This window comes from Nocardia sp. NPDC057455 (assembly GCF_042802775.1).
Classification (GTDB): Bacteria; Actinomycetota; Actinomycetes; order Mycobacteriales; family Mycobacteriaceae; genus Nocardia.
This window is the reverse complement of sequence record NZ_JBHVDM010000020.1, coordinates 34,446-51,728: the sequence shown is the minus strand read 5'-3', so window position 1 is coordinate 51,728 and position 17,283 is coordinate 34,446. Positions and strand designations below refer to the sequence as shown.

General features: G+C 67.6%; 17 protein-coding genes and 1 tRNA gene. 5 read left to right on the top strand and 13 right to left on the bottom strand.

The features are described 5' to 3' along the window. Nucleotides 1-14: 14 nt before the first annotated feature. The gene (locus tag ACFU5M_RS11160; protein ID WP_379047452.1) at nucleotides 15-224 is read right to left on the bottom strand and encodes a hypothetical protein; all 210 of its coding nucleotides are present in this window, start codon (nucleotides 222-224) and stop codon (nucleotides 15-17) included. Nucleotides 225-330: 106 nt separating this feature from the next. Between ACFU5M_RS11160 and ACFU5M_RS11155 the strand changes: the two genes are divergently transcribed. Both ACFU5M_RS11155 and ACFU5M_RS11150 read left to right on the top strand, forming a co-directional pair. Next, complete coding sequence (locus ACFU5M_RS11155; RefSeq protein WP_379047449.1) at nucleotides 331-858, top strand: peptidylprolyl isomerase; 528 nt, start codon at nucleotides 331-333, stop codon at nucleotides 856-858. Nucleotides 859-862: 4 nt separating this feature from the next. Then, entirely contained in the window at nucleotides 863-1,735 is an 873-nt protein-coding gene (locus tag ACFU5M_RS11150; RefSeq protein ID WP_379047446.1) for a rhomboid family intramembrane serine protease, read from the top strand. Nucleotides 1,736-1,801: 66 nt separating this feature from the next. Here the strand turns inward: ACFU5M_RS11150 and ACFU5M_RS11145 are convergent, their stop codons facing one another. Continuing rightward, on the bottom strand, nucleotides 1,802-2,287 hold the full coding sequence (locus ACFU5M_RS11145; RefSeq protein ID WP_379047443.1) for a PH domain-containing protein: 486 nt from the start codon (nucleotides 2,285-2,287) through the stop codon (nucleotides 1,802-1,804). An 89-nt stretch (nucleotides 2,288-2,376) separates the two neighbouring features. Further along, nucleotides 2,377-2,640 carry a cell division protein CrgA gene (crgA, locus tag ACFU5M_RS11140; RefSeq protein WP_040871406.1) on the bottom strand — a complete coding sequence of 88 codons (264 nt, stop codon included), beginning with the start codon at nucleotides 2,638-2,640 and terminating at the stop codon, nucleotides 2,377-2,379. A 97-nt stretch (nucleotides 2,641-2,737) separates the two neighbouring features. On the opposite strand from crgA, the gene ACFU5M_RS11135 reads away from it, so the two are divergent. Further along, nucleotides 2,738-3,382: an aminodeoxychorismate/anthranilate synthase component II gene (locus tag ACFU5M_RS11135; protein ID WP_379047439.1), complete on the top strand. Its 645-nt coding sequence runs from the start codon at nucleotides 2,738-2,740 to the stop codon at nucleotides 3,380-3,382. Continuing rightward, nucleotides 3,379-4,059, top strand: coding sequence for a RibD family protein (locus ACFU5M_RS11130; protein ID WP_379047436.1), 681 nt, complete (start codon nucleotides 3,379-3,381; stop codon nucleotides 4,057-4,059). Before ACFU5M_RS11135 ends, ACFU5M_RS11130 begins: the two co-directional genes overlap by 4 nt. A 324-nt stretch (nucleotides 4,060-4,383) precedes the next feature. Here ACFU5M_RS11130 and ACFU5M_RS11125 read toward each other — a convergent pair whose 3' ends face one another. From ACFU5M_RS11125 to ACFU5M_RS11090, 8 genes are all read right to left on the bottom strand, one after another. Beyond that, nucleotides 4,384-4,803, bottom strand: coding sequence for a CBS domain-containing protein (locus ACFU5M_RS11125; protein WP_379047433.1), 420 nt, complete (start codon nucleotides 4,801-4,803; stop codon nucleotides 4,384-4,386). Nucleotides 4,804-4,909: 106 nt separating this feature from the next. Continuing rightward, nucleotides 4,910-6,811: a Stk1 family PASTA domain-containing Ser/Thr kinase gene (gene pknB / locus ACFU5M_RS11120; RefSeq protein ID WP_379047430.1), complete on the bottom strand. Its 1,902-nt coding sequence runs from the start codon at nucleotides 6,809-6,811 to the stop codon at nucleotides 4,910-4,912. Then, complete coding sequence (locus ACFU5M_RS11115) at nucleotides 6,808-8,328, bottom strand: protein kinase (protein ID WP_379047427.1); 1,521 nt, start codon at nucleotides 8,326-8,328, stop codon at nucleotides 6,808-6,810. The genes pknB and ACFU5M_RS11115 overlap by 4 nt, the downstream gene beginning before the upstream one ends. Nucleotides 8,329-8,365: 37 nt before the next feature. Next, on the bottom strand, nucleotides 8,366-9,832 hold the full coding sequence (locus tag ACFU5M_RS11110; protein WP_379047424.1) for a peptidoglycan D,D-transpeptidase FtsI family protein: 1,467 nt from the start codon (nucleotides 9,830-9,832) through the stop codon (nucleotides 8,366-8,368). Continuing rightward, nucleotides 9,829-11,313, bottom strand: a complete 1,485-nt coding sequence (locus tag ACFU5M_RS11105; protein WP_379047421.1) for an FtsW/RodA/SpoVE family cell cycle protein — start codon at nucleotides 11,311-11,313, stop codon at nucleotides 9,829-9,831. The genes ACFU5M_RS11110 and ACFU5M_RS11105 overlap by 4 nt, the downstream gene beginning before the upstream one ends. Then, nucleotides 11,313-12,839: a PP2C family protein-serine/threonine phosphatase gene (locus tag ACFU5M_RS11100; RefSeq protein ID WP_379047418.1), complete on the bottom strand. Its 1,527-nt coding sequence runs from the start codon at nucleotides 12,837-12,839 to the stop codon at nucleotides 11,313-11,315. Before ACFU5M_RS11100 ends, ACFU5M_RS11105 begins: the two co-directional genes overlap by 1 nt. Beyond that, nucleotides 12,836-13,303 carry an FHA domain-containing protein gene (locus ACFU5M_RS11095; protein ID WP_379047415.1) on the bottom strand — a complete coding sequence of 156 codons (468 nt, stop codon included), beginning with the start codon at nucleotides 13,301-13,303 and terminating at the stop codon, nucleotides 12,836-12,838. Before ACFU5M_RS11095 ends, ACFU5M_RS11100 begins: the two co-directional genes overlap by 4 nt. Nucleotides 13,304-13,508: 205 nt before the next feature. Then, on the bottom strand, nucleotides 13,509-14,912 hold the full coding sequence (locus tag ACFU5M_RS11090; RefSeq protein WP_379047412.1) for a DUF3662 and FHA domain-containing protein: 1,404 nt from the start codon (nucleotides 14,910-14,912) through the stop codon (nucleotides 13,509-13,511). 225 nt (nucleotides 14,913-15,137) lie between these two features. Between ACFU5M_RS11090 and ACFU5M_RS11085 the strand changes: the two genes are divergently transcribed. Then, a tRNA-Leu gene (locus ACFU5M_RS11085) sits at nucleotides 15,138-15,220 on the top strand. Nucleotides 15,221-15,302: 82 nt separating this feature from the next. On the opposite strand, the gene ACFU5M_RS11080 is transcribed toward ACFU5M_RS11085, so the two are convergent. Further along, complete coding sequence (locus tag ACFU5M_RS11080) at nucleotides 15,303-15,731, bottom strand: ester cyclase (protein WP_379047409.1); 429 nt, start codon at nucleotides 15,729-15,731, stop codon at nucleotides 15,303-15,305. Between the two features lie 149 nt (nucleotides 15,732-15,880). Further along, nucleotides 15,881-17,260 (bottom strand): hypothetical protein, encoded by a 1,380-nt coding sequence (locus ACFU5M_RS11075; RefSeq protein WP_379047406.1) that lies wholly within the window; start codon nucleotides 17,258-17,260, stop codon nucleotides 15,881-15,883. Nucleotides 17,261-17,283: the final 23 nt, after the last annotated feature.

Sequence of the window (17,283 nt, the reverse complement as noted above, 5' to 3'; positions counted from 1 at the left end):
CAGCGATCCCCGGGTCAGCGATCCTGCTCCGCGCCGGCTTCCGCCAAAGGGTGCGCGGAGCCGTTCCGGGAGTATCCGATGCGCGGCGGTGCGGGCGCCGGTTCCGGCTGTTGTGGCCGCCGGGTGCGGACCAGATAGGCCACGCCACCCGCCAGCGCGACGGCCGCCGCGAGGAGGAGCCGGTTACGTGAACGCGAAGAGACATGCAGGCGCCCCGAGGTCATTGCACCACTCTAGGCACAGCCCGCCGATTCGCGCAGGCGGCCCAGCTCACAGCACGGTCCGGCCCAGTTCCGCGGCCGCGCCGCGGACCGTGGCACGATGGGCGACGTGACCTCACCGAATCAGACATCCGTGGCAACGCTGCACACGAATCACGGCGATATCAAGCTCGCGCTTTTCGGTAACCACGCGCCTAAGACCGTCCGCAATTTCCTAGGCCTCGCCGACGGTTCGGCGTCGTACACCACCGCGAACGCCAGCGGAGGCAACACCGGCCCGTTCTATGACGGCGCTCTGTTCCATCGCGTGATGGCCGGATTCATGATTCAGGGTGGCGATCCCACCGGTACCGGTCGCGGCGGCCCGGGTTACGAATTCGGCGACGAGTTCCACCCGGAGCTGCGGTTCGACCGGGGCTACTTGCTGGCGATGGCCAACGCGGGGCCGGGCACCAACGGCTCGCAATTCTTCATCACCGTCCGCCCGCAACCGCACCTCAACCGCAAGCACACGATCTTCGGTGAAGTGGTGGACCCGGATTCCCGGAAGGTCGTCGACTCGATCGCGACCACCAAGACCGATCGTAACGACCGGCCCGTGCAACCTGTCGTCATCACCAAGATCACGATCGAATGAGACTATGAATCCCCAGCCGCCCGCACCCACGTGCGTCCGCCATCCGAATCGCCCGACCGGCCTGGCCTGCACGCGGTGCGGGCGGCCGTCTTGCGCGGAATGCCTGCGTCCCGCAGCCGTCGGCCAGCACTGTGTCGACTGTCTACGCGCGGATCAGCGCGGCGTCGCGCCGGTGCGGACGGTCTCGGGCGCGGCAGCGCCCCGAACGTCCGCACCCTATGTGACCTATGCGCTGATCGCGATCAACGTGGTGATCTACGCGATTACCGCGGCCCAGGCGAAGAGCCTCATGGACAACCAGCGGGGATCCGCGCTGTTCCTGGACTGGGTGCTGTGGGCGCCGGCCGTCGCGGACGGCGAGTGGTGGCGGGTGCTCGGGTCCGGATTCTTGCACTACGGTCCGATCCATCTGCTGGTGAACATGTTCGCGCTGTATGTGGTGGGCCGGGATGCCGAATTGGTGCTCGGTCGGCTGCGCTACCTGGCGGTGTACCTGGTCTCACTGCTCGGCGGGTCCGCCGGGGTCATGTTGTTGGCGCAGAACAGCCTCACGGCGGGTGCCTCCGGCGCGGTGTACGGCCTGTTCGGTGCAATCACGATCATTCTGCTCCGGTTGCGGCAGAGCCCGACTCAGATGCTCATCATCATCGGCATCAACGTGTTCATCAGTCTGTCGCTGCCGGGCATCTCGCTTTGGGGTCATCTCGGCGGTCTGGCCGCGGGCACCCTCGCGACGCTCGGCATCCTGTTCCTGCCGGGGTGGCTGCGGGTGCGCACTCCGCAAGCGGCGCGGACGGTCGGCTGGGTCGCGGTGGCGCTCGTCGCGTTCGCGGCGCTGGGGCTGGTGGCGGTGGGCGCGATCACTTCGACTGCCTGACAGCGGGATTCGCTTCACGTGAAACATTCGCGGCCGGGCGTGCCGAATCTCCCGGCCGCGGCGTCGTCAGCGGGTCTTGTCCTGGGTGAGTCGCAGGGCTCCGACCAGGTCTTCGTACACCAACTCGGGATTGGCGCCCAGATCCCAGCGGCCGAAGATCAAGAGCCGCTCCGCGCCGTCGTGCTGAACGTCGAGTTCCAGCATCGGCATCTTGCGCCCGAGGCGTCGGTAGCTCACCACACGGGCGCGGACGATCTGGTCCGGGGCGTATTCGTCCGCCCCCGTCAGCGTGCGGACGACCATGCGCGGTTGTACGCCGGTTGTCACCGACAGCCGCGGGCGTTGCCGGAACCCGAGCCCGGCGAGGGCGAGCAATCCGACGGCAGCGAGCCCTACGAGCAGGCGGCTGGCCGCCTCGGTGGTCACCACCGCGGCGACAGCCAGCGCGATGCCGCCTACGGTGACCGCGACGAGCGCGGGTGTCGGCGTGGTCCAGGCCAGGCGCGGCTCTTCGCGATCCCGTGGGCCGGGGACCGGGAGTTCCGAACTCACAGCACTCCCCTATCGCTCCTCGAGTTGTCCACAGGCTCATCCACAGGTGTGCATGAATGACACGTCTGTAATCCGGGTCGGCGATCCGCTCAGCGCCAGCGCATCGTCATGATCAGTCCCACCACCATCAGGCCGAAGCCGATCAGGAAGTTCCAGGCGTTGAGGTCGTTCATCCAGCTGATCTGCTCGGCCGCCAAATAGTAGACGAGCAGCCAGACCAGCCCGGCGAGCATGAATCCCAGCATGATGGCGACATACCAGACCGGAGACGGCCCAGCCTTCACCTTCACCGGCGTCCGGCTGGCGGGGTTGATCGTATAGTCGGTCTTCTTACGGACCTTCGACTTGGGCATGACGTCCTCGAATTCGGCGTGCAGGTCGTGGTCTCTAGGCTATCCCAACAGGTATTGGATGCGACGCGGTGCCGGGCGGGGACGTAATCTCGATGTCATGCGTGTTCTGGTCGTCGACAACTACGACAGCTTCGTCTTCAACCTGGTGCAGTACCTCGGGCAACTCGGTGTCGACGCAGTCGTCTGGCGTAACGACGACCCGAATCTGGCCGACGTCGGCGCGGTCGTCACCGATTTCGACGGCATTTTGATCAGTCCCGGCCCCGGCACCCCGGACCGTGCGGGGGCCAGCATCCCGTTGGTGCGCGCCTGCGCGGAGCGCAGTGTGCCGCTGCTCGGCGTATGCCTGGGCCACCAGGCGATCGGCGAGGCATTCGGCGCCACCGTCACCAGGGCTCCGGAGTTGCTGCACGGGAAGACCAGCGAGGTCTTCCATATCGGTGCGGGCGTGCTGGCCGGTTTGCCCGACCCGTTCACCGCCACGCGGTACCACTCGCTCACCGTGCTCGAAGACACCCTGCCCGAGGAGATCGAGGTGCTCGGACGCACCGAGAGCGGGATCGTGATGGCCATGCGTCATCGCACCTTGCCCATCCACGGTGTGCAATTCCACCCGGAATCGGTGCTGACCCAGGGTGGGCACCGGATGCTGGCCAACTGGCTCGGCGCGTGCGGAGAGCGTCCCGCCGAGGGCTTGGTTCAGGCGCTGGAGGCGGAGGTCGCCGCGCTGGTGCTGCAGTGAGCCGTCCGCATGTGCTGCTGTCGGTCGCGGTGAGCATCGACGGGTACATCGATGACGCGAGCCCGCAGCGGCTGCGCTTGTCCGGCGCGGCGGACTTCGATCGGGTGGACCAAGTGCGCGCGGACTCCGACGCCATCATGGTCGGCGCGCAGACGCTGCGCAGCGACGACCCGCGGTTGCTCGTCGACAGCGCCGAGCGAAGGGCGGCGCGCATCGCGGCGGGCAAGCCGGAGTATCCGCTGAAGGTGACGGTCTCGGCGAGCGGTGATTTGGTTCCGGAGCTGCGGTTCTGGCACTACGGCGGCGACAAGCTCGTGTACACCGACGCGGCAGGCGCGCCGAAGCTCATGGCCCGCCTGGCCGGACTGGCCGAGGTGGTGGATCTCGGTACCGAGCTCGATTTCGGTGCGCTGTTGGACGATCTGGGCCGACGCGGCGTCGATCGACTCATGGTGGAAGGCGGCACCCGCATCCACACCGCGTTCCTCGCCGCCGATCTGGCCGACGAACTACATCTCGCGGTTGCCCCGATCCTGGTCGGCGACTCCGCGGCGCCGCGCTTTCTCGACCCGGCCGACTTTCCGGGCGTGCCGCACCGCCGGATGCGGCTCGCCGGTGTGACGCAAGTCGGAGACGTCGCGGTGTTGCGGTATCTGCCGAAGGCCGAGCCGGTCTGACGTCGGTGCCACGCCGACGATTCCGCACCGCCGAGGCATGCGCGAAACAGCTCGGCGCAGCCTGGCCCTGACGCCGCACTCGCGAGGCTTCCGGGCCCGATCCGTCAGCGCAGCCGTCGAGGACGAGCGAACCGCGGACGGCACCTGCCGTCCGCGGCCCGAACTCGCCTGGCACTTCGCCCCGGCTGCTGTGCACCGACCGGTTCGGCCGGTGCGGGATCTTCTGTGTTCATCGCCGAGCGAGAACCCGGCCGCACGGTGCCGAAGTGCTGGTGCGGACACGGAAGGCGTGGTCGGGCACGTCTTTCCGCGCCGGCCCGAAACCTAGGGACGCCCGTAGACGGCGGTCACGAACTCGCCGAGCTGGTTGTCGTCCAGATGCCGGGCCAAGTCCGCCTCGCTGATCATGCCGACCAGCCGCTTGTCCTCGATGACCGGCATCCGCTTGACCCGGTTGCTTTCCATCTCGTCGAGGACTTCCGTGATGTCGGCGTTGGCGTCGACCCACCGTGGCGTCGATTCACACAGTTCATCCACCCGGCAATTCGATGGGGCCTTGCCCTGGGCGATGCACTTCACCACGATGTCGCGGTCGGTGACGATGCCGCACATCCGCTCGTTCTCGTCCGAGATGATCAGAGACCCGACATTGAGTTCGGCCATGGTTCGTGCGGCCTGCTCGATCGTCGTGTCCTTCGAAATCCACTGGACGCCCGGTTTCATGATGTCCCTGGCAGTGGTCATGAGCTACCTCCTCGTGCTCAGCTGCGCTGATTGGGATGAAGCAGCATCATTCTCCCGCAATTCACACCGGTTGGTCTCGTTTTCTGGATACCGGCGACAGAGCCGATCACGGCGGGCCGAGGACCCCCACGCCGACCAGGATGGCGCTGTTCTTCTGGATCGAACTGCCCGCGGACGGTTGCTGGCTGAGGATGCGGCCGACATTGCCCGCGTCGAAGGTGCCCTGCGGAGACTGGCTGATCTGACTGGTGCTACCGGTCCAGCCTTCCGCGCGCAGCTTCTCCACCGCCTGCGAGACGGTGAGACCTACCAGCGACGGCATCTTCAGGTCACCCGCGGACACCTGGACGGTGACGGTGGAACCCTTCTCCGCGTTGCTGCCGCCGGCTGGGCTGGAGGCGACCACCTCACCCTTGGACTTCGAGGACTGGACCTCTTGGACGACGACCTTGAAGCCGTTGCCTTCGATGTTCGGCTGGGCCACGTCGATCATCTGGCCGACGACGTAGGGAACGCGTACCGCCTCCGGGCCGTTGCCGACCGTGACGACGACTTCCCAGTCGACGTCGACCTTCGAACCCGGCGACGGGTTCTGCTCGATCACCTGATCCTTCTCGGCGGTGCTCGACGGTTTGCGCTCGATGTTCGGATTGATCCGCAGGCCCTTGGAGTTCAATACCTGTTCGGCCTGCTCCTGGGAGAGTCCGGTCAGCTTCGGCACTTGGACCTGCGCGGGACCGGAGGACACCTGAACCGTGACCGTGCTGCCCTCGTCGATCCGCGAGCCACCGAGGGGCTGGGTCGCGATCACGTTGCCCGTGGCCACCTTGCTGTCGGGCTTCTGCTGGATCGCCACCGTGAAGCCGAGCTTCTGCAGCGCGTCCTGCGCTTGCTGCGAGGTCTTGTTGGACAGGTCGGGAATGGCCACCTGGTCCGGTCGGCTTCCCGGTCCGAGCAGCACCCAGAACAGCGCGAACGCCACCGCGACGGCCGCGACGGCGCCGAGCGCGATGTAGGCGGTCCGGCGCTGACCGTTCGGCTCGGCCGGATCCTGCTCGGCGGTGTCGTCGTGGCGCTCGACCGTGCGGTAGGTACGCGGCGGGGGCTCGTCCGCGCCCATCATGGTGGTGCGGTCCTCGTCGGTCATCACCATCGGGGCGCTGGGCTTCTGGCCGCCGAGCACCCGGATCAGGTCGGCGCGCATTTCCGCGGCGGTTTGGTATCGGTTCGCCGGATTCTTGCTCATCGCCTTGAGTACGACCGAGTCCAGCTCGCGCGGCACCCCGGAATACACGTGCGAGGGCAGCCGCGGGTCTTCCCGGACGTGCTGGTAGGCGACGGCGACCGGCGAGTCACCCGTGAAAGGTGGCTCCCCGGTGAGAATTTCGAACAGCACACAACCGACGGAGTAGACGTCCGAGCGCGCGTCCACCGTTTCGCCGCGCGCCTGTTCCGGCGAAAGGTACTGCGCCGTGCCGATCACCGCCGCGGTCTGGGTCATCGGATTGGAACTGTCGGCGAGTGCGCGCGCGATGCCGAAGTCCATCACCTTCACCGCGCCCGACCGGTTGATCATGATGTTCGCGGGTTTCATGTCGCGGTGCACGATCCCGGCCTTGTGGCTGAAATCCAGGGCGGCGCAGACATCCGCGACGATCTCCATCGCGCGGCGCGGCGGCAGCGGTCCCTTGCCGCGCACGATGTCGCGCAGCGTGTCGCCGTCGACGTACTCCATCACGATGTACGGCAGCGGGCCGCCGTCCACCTCGGCCTCGCCGGTGTCGTAGACCGCGACGATAGCCGGATGATTGAGCGCGGCGGCGTTCTGCGCTTCGCGCTTGAACCGCAGGTAGAACGTGGGGTCGCGGGCCAGGTCCGCCCGCAGGACCTTGATCGCCACGTCCCGGCTCAGCCGGATGTCGCGAGCCTTGTGCACCTCGGACATACCACCGAACCCGATGATCTCGCCCAGCTCGTAGCGAGACGAGAGATTCTTCGGGGTCGTCATGGCAGTCCTTGCGAAGAAGTGGCGGATCCGCTGCGGGTGGCCGAAGGCCCTCGGGCACCGGGAATCTCCGGGAATGGGATGTCGAGAGTCGGGATGCGCGGACGGCTGGTGGTGGCGGTGGGCGCGGTGGTCGTCGGCTTCGTCGAACTCGGTGCCGTGCTGGTGGGCGGCGGGGTGGTCGTCGTCGGCTCCGGTGTCGTGGTCTTCGGCTCGATGGTCGGCGGTTCGTAGGTCTCGGTGTCCACCGGCGGAGGCGCGGGCTTGGGGGTGGTCGTGCTGGCCACCGGCGGGGCCGGCTTCGGGTTCGGCGCGACCGTCGACGTGGGCGACGGCGTGGAATCCGGGTTGGTGTTTCCACCGAAGAGCAGGTAGATCGTGAGCGCCCCGAGGAGAACGGCGCCGATGCCGAGCCCGGTCAACCATTTCTGGGTCGTGGTGAACCTGTTGCCGCTAGCGGGCGGTGGACCGCCCGCCGCGCCACGGCTCAGCACCGTGGCCGGAGCCGCGACGGTGCCCGCGCGATTCGCCGCGCCCACCGCGCCCGCGGCGGGCGTCGAGTAGCGCACCGTCGCACCGTCGAAGTCGGAGGGCGTGGAAGGGATCACGGCGGTCGGGCCGGGCGGGAGCACCCGCGTGGCGCCGGTCAGGGGCGCGTCGGGGTGGGCGCCACTCGGCGGCGGCGGACGGCGGCCCGCGCGCACGGCGGCGGCCGCGTCGGCGAACTCACCGCCACTGGAGTAGCGGCGCGCCGGGTCCTTCTCCATCGTGATCTCGATCAGTTCGCGCACGTTGCCGGGCAGATCGGCAGGCATCGGGGGCGGTGTCTCACGCACGTGCTTCATCGCGACGGTGATCGCGCCCTCGCCGGTGAACGGCCGCTGTCCGGCCAGCACTTCGTAACCGACCACGGCGAGCGAGTACACGTCGCTGGCCGCGGTGGCGTCCTCGCCGACCGCCTGCTCCGGTGCGATGTACTGGGCGGTGCCCATCACCATGCCGGTCTTGGTCACCGGAGAGGCGTCCACCGCTTTGGCGATACCGAAGTCGGTGATCTTCACCTGGCCGGTCGGGGTGACCAGGATGTTGCCCGGCTTCACGTCGCGGTGCACCACGCCTGCGCGGTGCGCCACGTCCAGCGCGCGCCCGGTCTGCTCCAGCAGGTCGAGGCCCTGGGCCACCGACAACCGGCCGAGCCGGTTGAGCACGGTGTTCAGCGGTTCGCCCTGGACGAATTCCATGACCAGGTAAGCGATCTCGCTGCCCTGCGGGTCGATGGTCTCGCCGTAGTCGTAGATCCCCGCGATGCCGGAGTGATTCAACTGGGCGGTGGTCTTCGCCTCGGTGCGGAATCGATGCCGGAACGTCGGGTCGGCGGAGAACTCCGATTTCAGCACCTTGACCGCGACCCTGCGGTCGAGCCTGGTGTCCAGCGCTTCCCAGACCTGGCCCATGCCGCCGGTCGCGATCAGTCGCTGCAGCCGGTATCGGTCGGCGATCATCGCACCGTTGTTCAGCATCGAGGTCCCCGTACCTTCACTCGCACATCCATATCGTTCAGCCCCCTCGAATACCGGCGTCCAGAACCGCGCGAGCCACTGGCGCGGCGACCGAGCCACCGGTCGCGGCAAGCGCCCGGTCCCCACCGTTCTCCACGATCACCGCGATGGCGATCTTCGGGTTCTGCGCGGGGGCGAACGCGATATACCAAGCATGCGGCGGCGTGTTGCGCGGGTTGGTCCCGTGCTCCGCGGTGCCGGTCTTGGACGCGATCTGATAAGGGGTCTGGCCACCTCCGGAGGTGTTGCTCTCCGACGCGATCATCAAGTTGGTTACGGTCGACGCTACATCGGCACTGACGGCTTGGCCGACCGAGACCGGCTTGGTCTTGGTCAGCTCGCTCAGATCCGGGCCCTGCAACTGATCGACCAGGTAGGGCTCCATCCGGACCCCGCCGTTGGCGATGGTCGCCGCGACGACCGCGTTCTGCAGCGGGGTCAGCGCCACGTCACGCTGCCCGATGCTGCTCTGGGCCAGGGCGGCGTCGTCGGAGATCGGGCCGACGGTGCTCTCCGCCACCGGCATCGGGATCCCCCGGTGCGGGCCGACACCGAACGCGGCCGCTTCGTCCTTGAGGTCGGCGGCGCCCACCTTGATGCCGAGTTCGGCGAACGCGGTGTTGCACGAGCGCCGGAACGCCTCGAACAACGAAGCGGTCGGATTCGGACCGCAGGTGGTGCCGTTGTAGTTCTCCATCGGGGTGCTGGTGCCGGGCGGTGTGAAGTTCGGTGCGGCGGTGAACTGGTCATCGGGGGTCGCGACGCCGTTGGCCAGCGCGGCGGCGGTGACCACGACCTTGAACGTGGACCCGGGCGGATAAGTCTGTGAGATGGCGCGATTCAACATGGGGTGATCGGGATCCGCACTCAGCGTTTCCCACGCCTGGGTGCCCCGCGCGCCATCGTGCCCGGACAGCAGATTCGGGTCATAGCTCGGCGTCGACACCATGGTGAGGATCTTGCCGGTGCTCGGCTCGATCGCCACCACCGAGCCGGTGTAGCCCTTGCTGGTCATCTGGTCGTAGGCGACCTGCTGCATCAGCGGGTTGAGGGTGGTGAGTACGTTGCCGCCGCGCGGATCCCGGCCGGAGATCAGGTCGACCAGACGGCTGCCGAACAACTGGCTGTCGGAGCCGTTGAGCACCGAATCCTCGGCCCGCTCCAGTCCGGTGCTGCCGTATTGCATCGAGTAGAACCCGGTGACCGGCGCGTAGGCCGCCGGCTCGCTCGGATAGGTGCGTAGGTACTTGTAGCGATCGTCGGTCGCGATCGAACCGGCCAGCACGGTGCCGCCCGCCGAGATCTGCCCGCGCTGGCGGGCGTACTCGTCCAGCAGCACCCGGGAATTGCGTGGATCCGAGCGCAGGTCGTCGGCTTTGATCACCTGCACGTAGGTGGCGTTCGCCAGCAGCGCGACGACCATCACCATCACCGCGACCGCGACTCGGCGTAGTGGAGTGTTCATGCCAGCGGCCCCGCCTCCGGTCGCCCGCCGTCGCGGCGCAGCAGTTCGGTCTGCGCGTCGGCGATCGGCGCCGGTTCCTTCTTACGCACCGGAGCGGGTTCGCGGGCGGCGTCGGAAATCTTGATCAGCACCGCCAGCAATGCGTAGTTGGCCAGCAGCGACGAGCCGCCGTAGGACATGAACGGAGTGGTGAGACCGGTCAGCGGAATCAGCTTGGTCACGCCCCCGACCACGACGAACACCTGGATCGCGATGGTGAACGAGAGACCGGCCGCGAGCAATTTGCCGAAGCTGTCGCGCACCGCGAGGGCGGTGCGTAGCCCACGCACCACGAACACCAAAAACAGCACCAGCACCGCGGCGAGCCCGATCAGTCCGAGTTCCTCGCCGATCGTGGTGACGATGAAGTCGGTCTTGGCGAAGGGCACCTGGTTGGGCCTGCCGCTACCGAGGCCGGTCCCGGCGAGCCCGCCGGTGGCCAGGCCGAACAGCGACTGCGAGATCTGATAGCCGGTGTTGTTGTAGTCGTCGAACGGGTGCAGCCAGGTCTCCACCCGGACCCGCACGTGGCCGAACAACTGATAGGCGAAGATGAATCCGAGGGCGAGCAGTCCGCCGCCGATGACCAGCCAGCCGACCCGTTCGGTGGCGATGTAGAGCATCACGAGCACCGTGCTGAAGATCAGCAGCGAGGTACCGAGATCCTTCTCGAACACCAGTACGCCGATGCAGACGATCCAGACGGCCAGGATCGGACCGAGGTCGCGGCCGCGCGGGAACTCCATGCCGAGCACGTGGCGGCCGGCGGCGGTGAAGATCTCGCGCTTGGCGACCAGCACCGAGGCGAAGAAGATGATCAACAGGATCTTCGCGAACTCACCCGGCTGCACGCTGAACCCGGGCAGCCTGATCCAGATCTTCGCGCCGTTGGTCTCGGAGAACGCGCTGGGCAGCAGAGCCGGGATGGCCAGCGCGACCAGACCGATCAGGCCGAGGGTGTAGCTGTAGCGGGCGAGGGTGCGGTAGTCGCGCAGGGCGATCAGCAGCGTGATGAACACGATCGTGCCGAGCGCGGTCCACAGGATCTGCTGATTGGCGTCGGGGGACGGGGCGGCCCAGGAGTTGTAGGCGGCGGTCTGCTGGTCGGCCAGGTCGAGCCGATGGATCAGCACGAGACCGAGACCGTTGAGCAACGCGACGATCGGCAGCAGCAGCGGATCGGCGAACGGCGCGAACCGCCGCACGGCCAAGTGCGCTACCGCGAACAGCGCCAGGTAGGCCAGACCGTACTTGGCGATATCCCAGGTGATCGACTGTTCCTGACTGGCCTCGACCAGGAACAGGGACACGGTCGTGATGACCGCTGCCGCGGCGAGCAGCAGCAGTTCCGCATTTCGTCTGGTGCTCGGCGGTGGCGCGGGAGCGAAGCCGCCCGGGGGACTGGGAAAAGCCCCAGCCGACGGCGGTGCCGGCGCGGACATCAGTCCGTCACCCGGCAGTTCTCCCCCGTGGTCTGGGGATTGGGCGAGGTGCTCGACGGCGTGGCAGGAGCTTCCGACTTCGTCGGCGTCTTGATCTCGGTGCCTCTGGCGTCACCCTGTTCCGGCGCCGGAACAGGCGCCGGGGCCGGGGCGGGCGCCGGGGCCGGAGCGGGCGTGGTGGTGACCGGTGCGGGAGCGCCGTTGGGCGCGGGCGGTGCGGTCTCGGCCGACGGGACGACCCCCGGCTGCGGCGCCGATTCCTTGACCGGGCACGGCGGCAGCAGTTCTCGCTGGGCGAGATAGGTCATCGAGTCCCTGGCCTTGTCCAGCGAACCCGGCGGCAATCCCTTGTCCACCTGATCACGGCCGGTCTGCTTCAGATCGCTGACCTTCAGCGGCTTGCACGAGGAGGGCAGATCCGCGCCGGGCTCGGACAGGGTGAGTTCACCGTTGCGGGTCACGCACCCGACCAGGTTCACGTCATGGATCGAGTAGCCGAGGATGGAGCCGGGCAACCCGCGCAGGACTACCACCGAACCGTCGTCGGCGCCGACGTAATAGTTGCTGCGGATCATCTTGTAGCCGACTACGAGCCCCACGCAGACGGCGACGACGAGCGCCAGCGCGAGCACGATCCAGCGCAGCCGGTGCGACTTCTTCGCGGGCGGCTCGGGCGCGGCGGCGGCCCGGCGCGGTGCGGCGCGCGGCGGGCGCAGCGCGGAGGCCCGGCCCGCGGCGGTGTTGGGCGGAGGGGTGTCCTCGTCGACGCCGGACGCGGCGCCCGCCACGATCGGGTGGCTCTGGCCGTAGTCCAGATCGATGACGTCGGCCACGACGACGGTCACATTGTCCGGACCACCACTGCGCAACGCGAGCTCGATGAGCCGGTCGGCGCACTCGTCGGTGCTGCCCTCGCGCATCGTGTTCGCGATGGTCTCGTCGCTCACCACGTCCGAGAGACCGTCGGAGCACAGCAGGTAGCGGTCACCCGCGCGAGATTCGCGCATGATCAGCGTCGGCTCGATCTCGTTGCCGGTGAGCGCGCGCATGATCAGCGACCGCTGCGGGTGCGTGTGCGCCTGCTCCGGTGTGATCCTGCCCTCGTCGACCAGCGACTGGACGAACGTGTCGTCCCGGGTGATCTGGGCGAGCTCGCCGCCGCGCAACAGGTAGGCGCGGGAGTCGCCGATGTGCACGAGGCCGAGTTTCTTGCCCGCGAACAGGATTGCCGTGAGCGTGGTGCCCATGCCGTCGAGCTCGGGCTCCTCCTCGACCTGATCGGCGATGGCGGCGTTGCCTTCTCGGGTCGCCGCGTCGAGCTTGCCGAGCAGATCGTCGCCGGGTTCGTCGTCATCGAGATGGGCGAGCGCGGCGATCATCAACTGGGACGCGACTTCTCCCGCGGCATGGCCACCCATGCCGTCGGCGAGTGCGAGCAGCCGGGCGCCCGCGTACACGGAGTCTTCGTTGTTGCCTCGGACGAGACCACGGTCGCTACGCGCTGCGTAGCGGAGAACAAGTGTCACGATCGCAGCTCGATCACTGTTTTGCCGACACGGACAGGCGTGCCGAGTGGAACACGGACGGCGGTGGTGACTTTCGCGCGATCGAGGTAGGTGCCGTTCGTCGAGCCGAGGTCTTCCACGTACCAGTCGTCACCACGCGGAGACAGTCGCGCATGCCTGGTCGAGGCGTAATCATCGGTGAGTACCAGCGTGGAGTCGTCCGCACGCCCGATCAGCACCGGTTGGGTGCCGAGCGAGATGCGGGTGCCGGCGAGTGAACCCTGAGTCACCACAAGAAATTTGGCGCCCTTCTGGCTCCGGCTGAAGGACGGCAGCACCGCGGAACCGCGTGCGGCCCTGGGCTGAATCCGAATGCCGGATGCCGCGTAGATGTCGCTGCGCAACGTGCGCAGCACAGCCCACACGAACAACCACAACAGCAGAAGGAACCCCGCACGGGTCAGTTGCAGGATCAGTCCCTGCACGGCGCTCCACCTCCTGTTCGACCGTGTACGTCGGTGCCGTAGGTGCGGTCCGACCACCCCCACCAGCCTGCTGGTCTTGCCGGCCCCGGTGTCGGCGCCGCGCGTGTGTAGGCAGCATCATAGGGCCGTCGGTCGAGTTCGATCACGATACGGCCGACGAATCCCTCGAGAGCCATGTCGTGACCTGCACCGAGAGCTTACGGGATCAGACGATACGGATCAGGATCTCGGAGTGCCCGGCACGGATGACGTCGCCGTCGGCGAGCTGCCAATCCTGCACGGGAGAGCCGTTCACCAGGGTGCCGTTGGTGGAGCCGAGGTCGGACAACATCGCGGTCTGTCCGTCCCAGCGCACCTCGATGTGCCTGCGCGACACGCCCGTGTCGGGCAGCCGGAAGTGCGCGTCCTGACCGCGGCCGATGATGTTGCTGCCTTCCCGCAGCTGGTAAGTCCGGCCACTGCCGTCGTCCAGCTGGAGGGTTGCCGAATAGCCCGAACCGGCCTGCGGCGCGGCGCCGTAGCCTTGACCGCCCGCATAACCCTGCGGTGCGCCGTATCCGGGTTGCTGCGAGTATGCCTGACCGTAGCCGCCCTGCTCGTCCTGACCGTAGCCGCCTTGATCGGCGTAGCTCTGATCGCCGTAGCTCGGATCGGTGTATCCCGACTGCCCGTATCCGGGCTGACCATAGCCTTGCTGGCCGTAGCCCTGGTCGGCGTAGCCGCTGCCCTGCTGGCCGTAAGCGGAATCGCTGTAGCCCTGCTGGCCATAGGCTTGGTCGGCGTAGCCCTGCTGGCCATAGGCTTGGTCGCCGTAGCCTTGCTGGCCGTAGCCCTGGTCGGCGTAGCCGCTGCCCTGCTGGCCGTAGCCCGATTCGCCGTAGCCGGCTTGCTGGCCGTAGCCGGATTCGCCGTAACCCTGCTGACCGTAGCTCTGGCCACCCTGCGGGTAGTCGTAGCCGTTCTGGTAATCGCCGTAACCCTGCTGTGCGTCCGGAGCCTGGTAATCCGCCCCGTACGCACCACCGCGGCCGTAGTCGTCGCGGTACGCGCCGTTCTGCGCACCGCCGCGACCGGCAGGCGGTGGAGCGTACCCGCGGTTGCGTGGATCGGACTCCGCGGGCTCACGGCTCGGGTCGTAGCCTGAGTTCTGCGTCATGGGGCCAGCTCCTGGTTGCGGGTTTGCAGGTCGTTGTGGCGGTGATTCGGGGCCGCGAGCCGCGCTGGCTCTGTGTCCGGCGTCGGGATCGACGCGGCCACTCGCCCTGAACTGTCCGGTGTGCAGCGTAGGTGATGCCTCGAACGCCACGTGTACTTCGCCGTAGGTCTGCCAGCCTTGTTCGCGGATGTAGTCCTGCAGGTGTTTGGCGAACGCGCGGGTGGTGAGGTCGTGGTCGGCGTCCAACTGCTGATGATCGGAGGAGTTGATCGTGATCACATAGCTGTTGGGTGCCAGCAGATGCCCGCCACCCACATCCTGGACATGATCGGCGGCCTCGCGTTGCAGCGCCGCCTCCACCTCCTGGGGTACGACACTGCCGCCGAATACTCGGGCGAACACGTCACCGACAGCGCCTTGCAGGCGACGCTCGAATCGCGAAACGATGCCCATCAAGGCCTCCCTTCGGTGCGCGTCTCTTCCTGATTCGTAACAACGACACGCGTGTATGGCGTGTCGTTAATCGACCACGTTCATTGCATGATATCCACGATCGTCCACACCTGTAACTCTTGGCGACGGCCTCGGGTTCCCGGGCTCGTCCAGCCCCCCGGTCAGGCCGCTGAAATGGCGATTTCGTATCCGGCGCGAGGCCGTGATACTGTCTCCCAGTCGCTCGGGCGAGTGGCGGAATGGCAGACGCGCTGGCTTCAGGTGCCAGTGTCCTTCGGGACGTGGGGGTTCAAGTCCCCCTTCGCCCACAGATGGGAAAGCCGTGTATCGAGTTCGTGCTGATACACGGCTTTCCCTATTTTCGTGTCCCGAAACGCCTGAGTGCTCCGGTCAGTGCCCTCCCGCAGCAGGTAGCACCCCCAGCTGCTGCAGGAACCCCAGCACATCCTTGTCGGACCACTTCTCGGCGATCTTGCCGTCCGCGATCCGGTGGATCGCGGTACCGGTCATCCTCAATTCGTTCCCCGTCGCCGGTATCCCCGGTAGGTCCCCGGTGTGGCGGCCGTACGCGGTGAGCCGTGTGACGACCCGGTCGCCTTCCGCGAGCTGATCCTCGATCACGTGCCGCCCGGGAGTGGCGTCCCAGAACATGCGAAAAGCCTGTTTCAGGCCCGCACGACCGGTGGCGAGGTCGGGAAACGGAGGCGGCGAGTGGTCGATGTAGTCCTCTGCCACGAGGTCGTCCATCGCGTCGACGTTCCCCGCGTCGATCTCCTGATAGAACCGGCGGACCAGCGCCTTGTTGGCTTCCAGCGACATGATCGACCTTCCTGCTCGGGTGCCGGGCGGCGAACGGCCGTTGCGTTTACCCGAGTGTCGCGCCGCGCGGACAGCAACCTCTACTGACAGAGCTCACAATACTGAAAAATTCGCTGGCGAACTTTTGGCGAAGTCGTCCGCGTGTGCTGTCAGGCCACCGGGCCGTGGCGGTCGAGAAAGCGTCGCTCGAACGCGGCGATGAACTGCTCCGGATCGATGTCCGAGGAGGAGTGCGCGAACTCACCGTCGTCGGCGATATAGAAGATCGCCCGGCGGGCCCGAGCGTTCGCGGGCACGTGCACCATCCAGCCGAAGCGGAAGCGATCGGCGGTGAGCTGCGAAAGGGGAAACCCGGTGGTGTCCAGCTGCCGTCCGGTGACGTAGTCACGTACCCGGCTGATCGCCTGTGCGGCGGGCATCGGCTCGGGTGTCGTGGACAACAGCCCGGCCACCGAGAACTGATAGAGCGCGCCGTCGACGTCGTAGTGGCCGTCGTTCCCGAAGACGTCGACCAGGGTGGCCCGGGTCACCCTTCCCGCCTCGGCGGCGGACAGCAGCGCATCGACCGCTTCGAGCTTTCCCGCGCTGTCGGCGAGCAGGCCCCCCACGATCTTGATCGCGGTCCCGCGCGTCCATACGCCCGGCACCGCGGGCGCGCACTCCTGTGCCGACGGTGACTGCCCGCGGTACCAGCGCCCCGCTTCCCACCAGTAACAGAACGACAGCAGTCCCGATGCCGCCCGCGGGTTCAACACGGGGTCGGCGACCCACTCCGGCGCGCCGCGGTACAGCTCAGGCATAGGTGCGCCCGCGTTGTACACAGCGTCCAAGGCCGGCGCGTTCCATACGCCACCGGACAGCACGGCTCGCCCGGCCGGAAGCGCGTGCAACGTCGACCCACCGCGTGCGGTGCCTTCGAACACGCCTACCCAGGGCAGCATCCGAGGGCCCCATTCCGACTTCGCCGCCACGAAAGCCGCGGCGACCGTCGTCCATCGGGCCCACATCTGCGGGAACGGCGGGAACTCGTTCTCCGCGAGCACCGCCCACACCTGTTCGGCCCGGTCTGCGCGGGTTTGGGCCGCGGCCTGCTGCGGGGTGCGCCGCTGCCGGTCGCCGTGACCGATGTACGCGGCCAACCACACGGGCACCTTCGCACGCGGATACGCCGCGAGGTCGGCGCGGTAGGCCTCCGGCACGAACAGTTGACCGTCCGGGAAGGGCTCGTCGCCGTAGTCGTAGGCGACCTCGATCCGGCCGGAACTCGTCATCGCGATCATCATCCGCCACCACGGTTCCGCGCCGGAGCCGGCCGCGATCGCACGGTGGTCCCGGACGATGGCAAGCACCGGCTCCGGCGGGTCTACCGACATCGCTTGTTCGCCAACGGTGTACACGAGATGGGCGATCTCACCTACCACCGTGACCGCGAACACCGCGTCCACCCGCTGCCACCCCGTCGGCGCGTGCGCCGCCAGCGCACGAGCGAGCGGGTGTTCGACTGTCAGCCCATCGGGTTGGTCCGCCACGTCGTCCTCCGTATTGATATCGA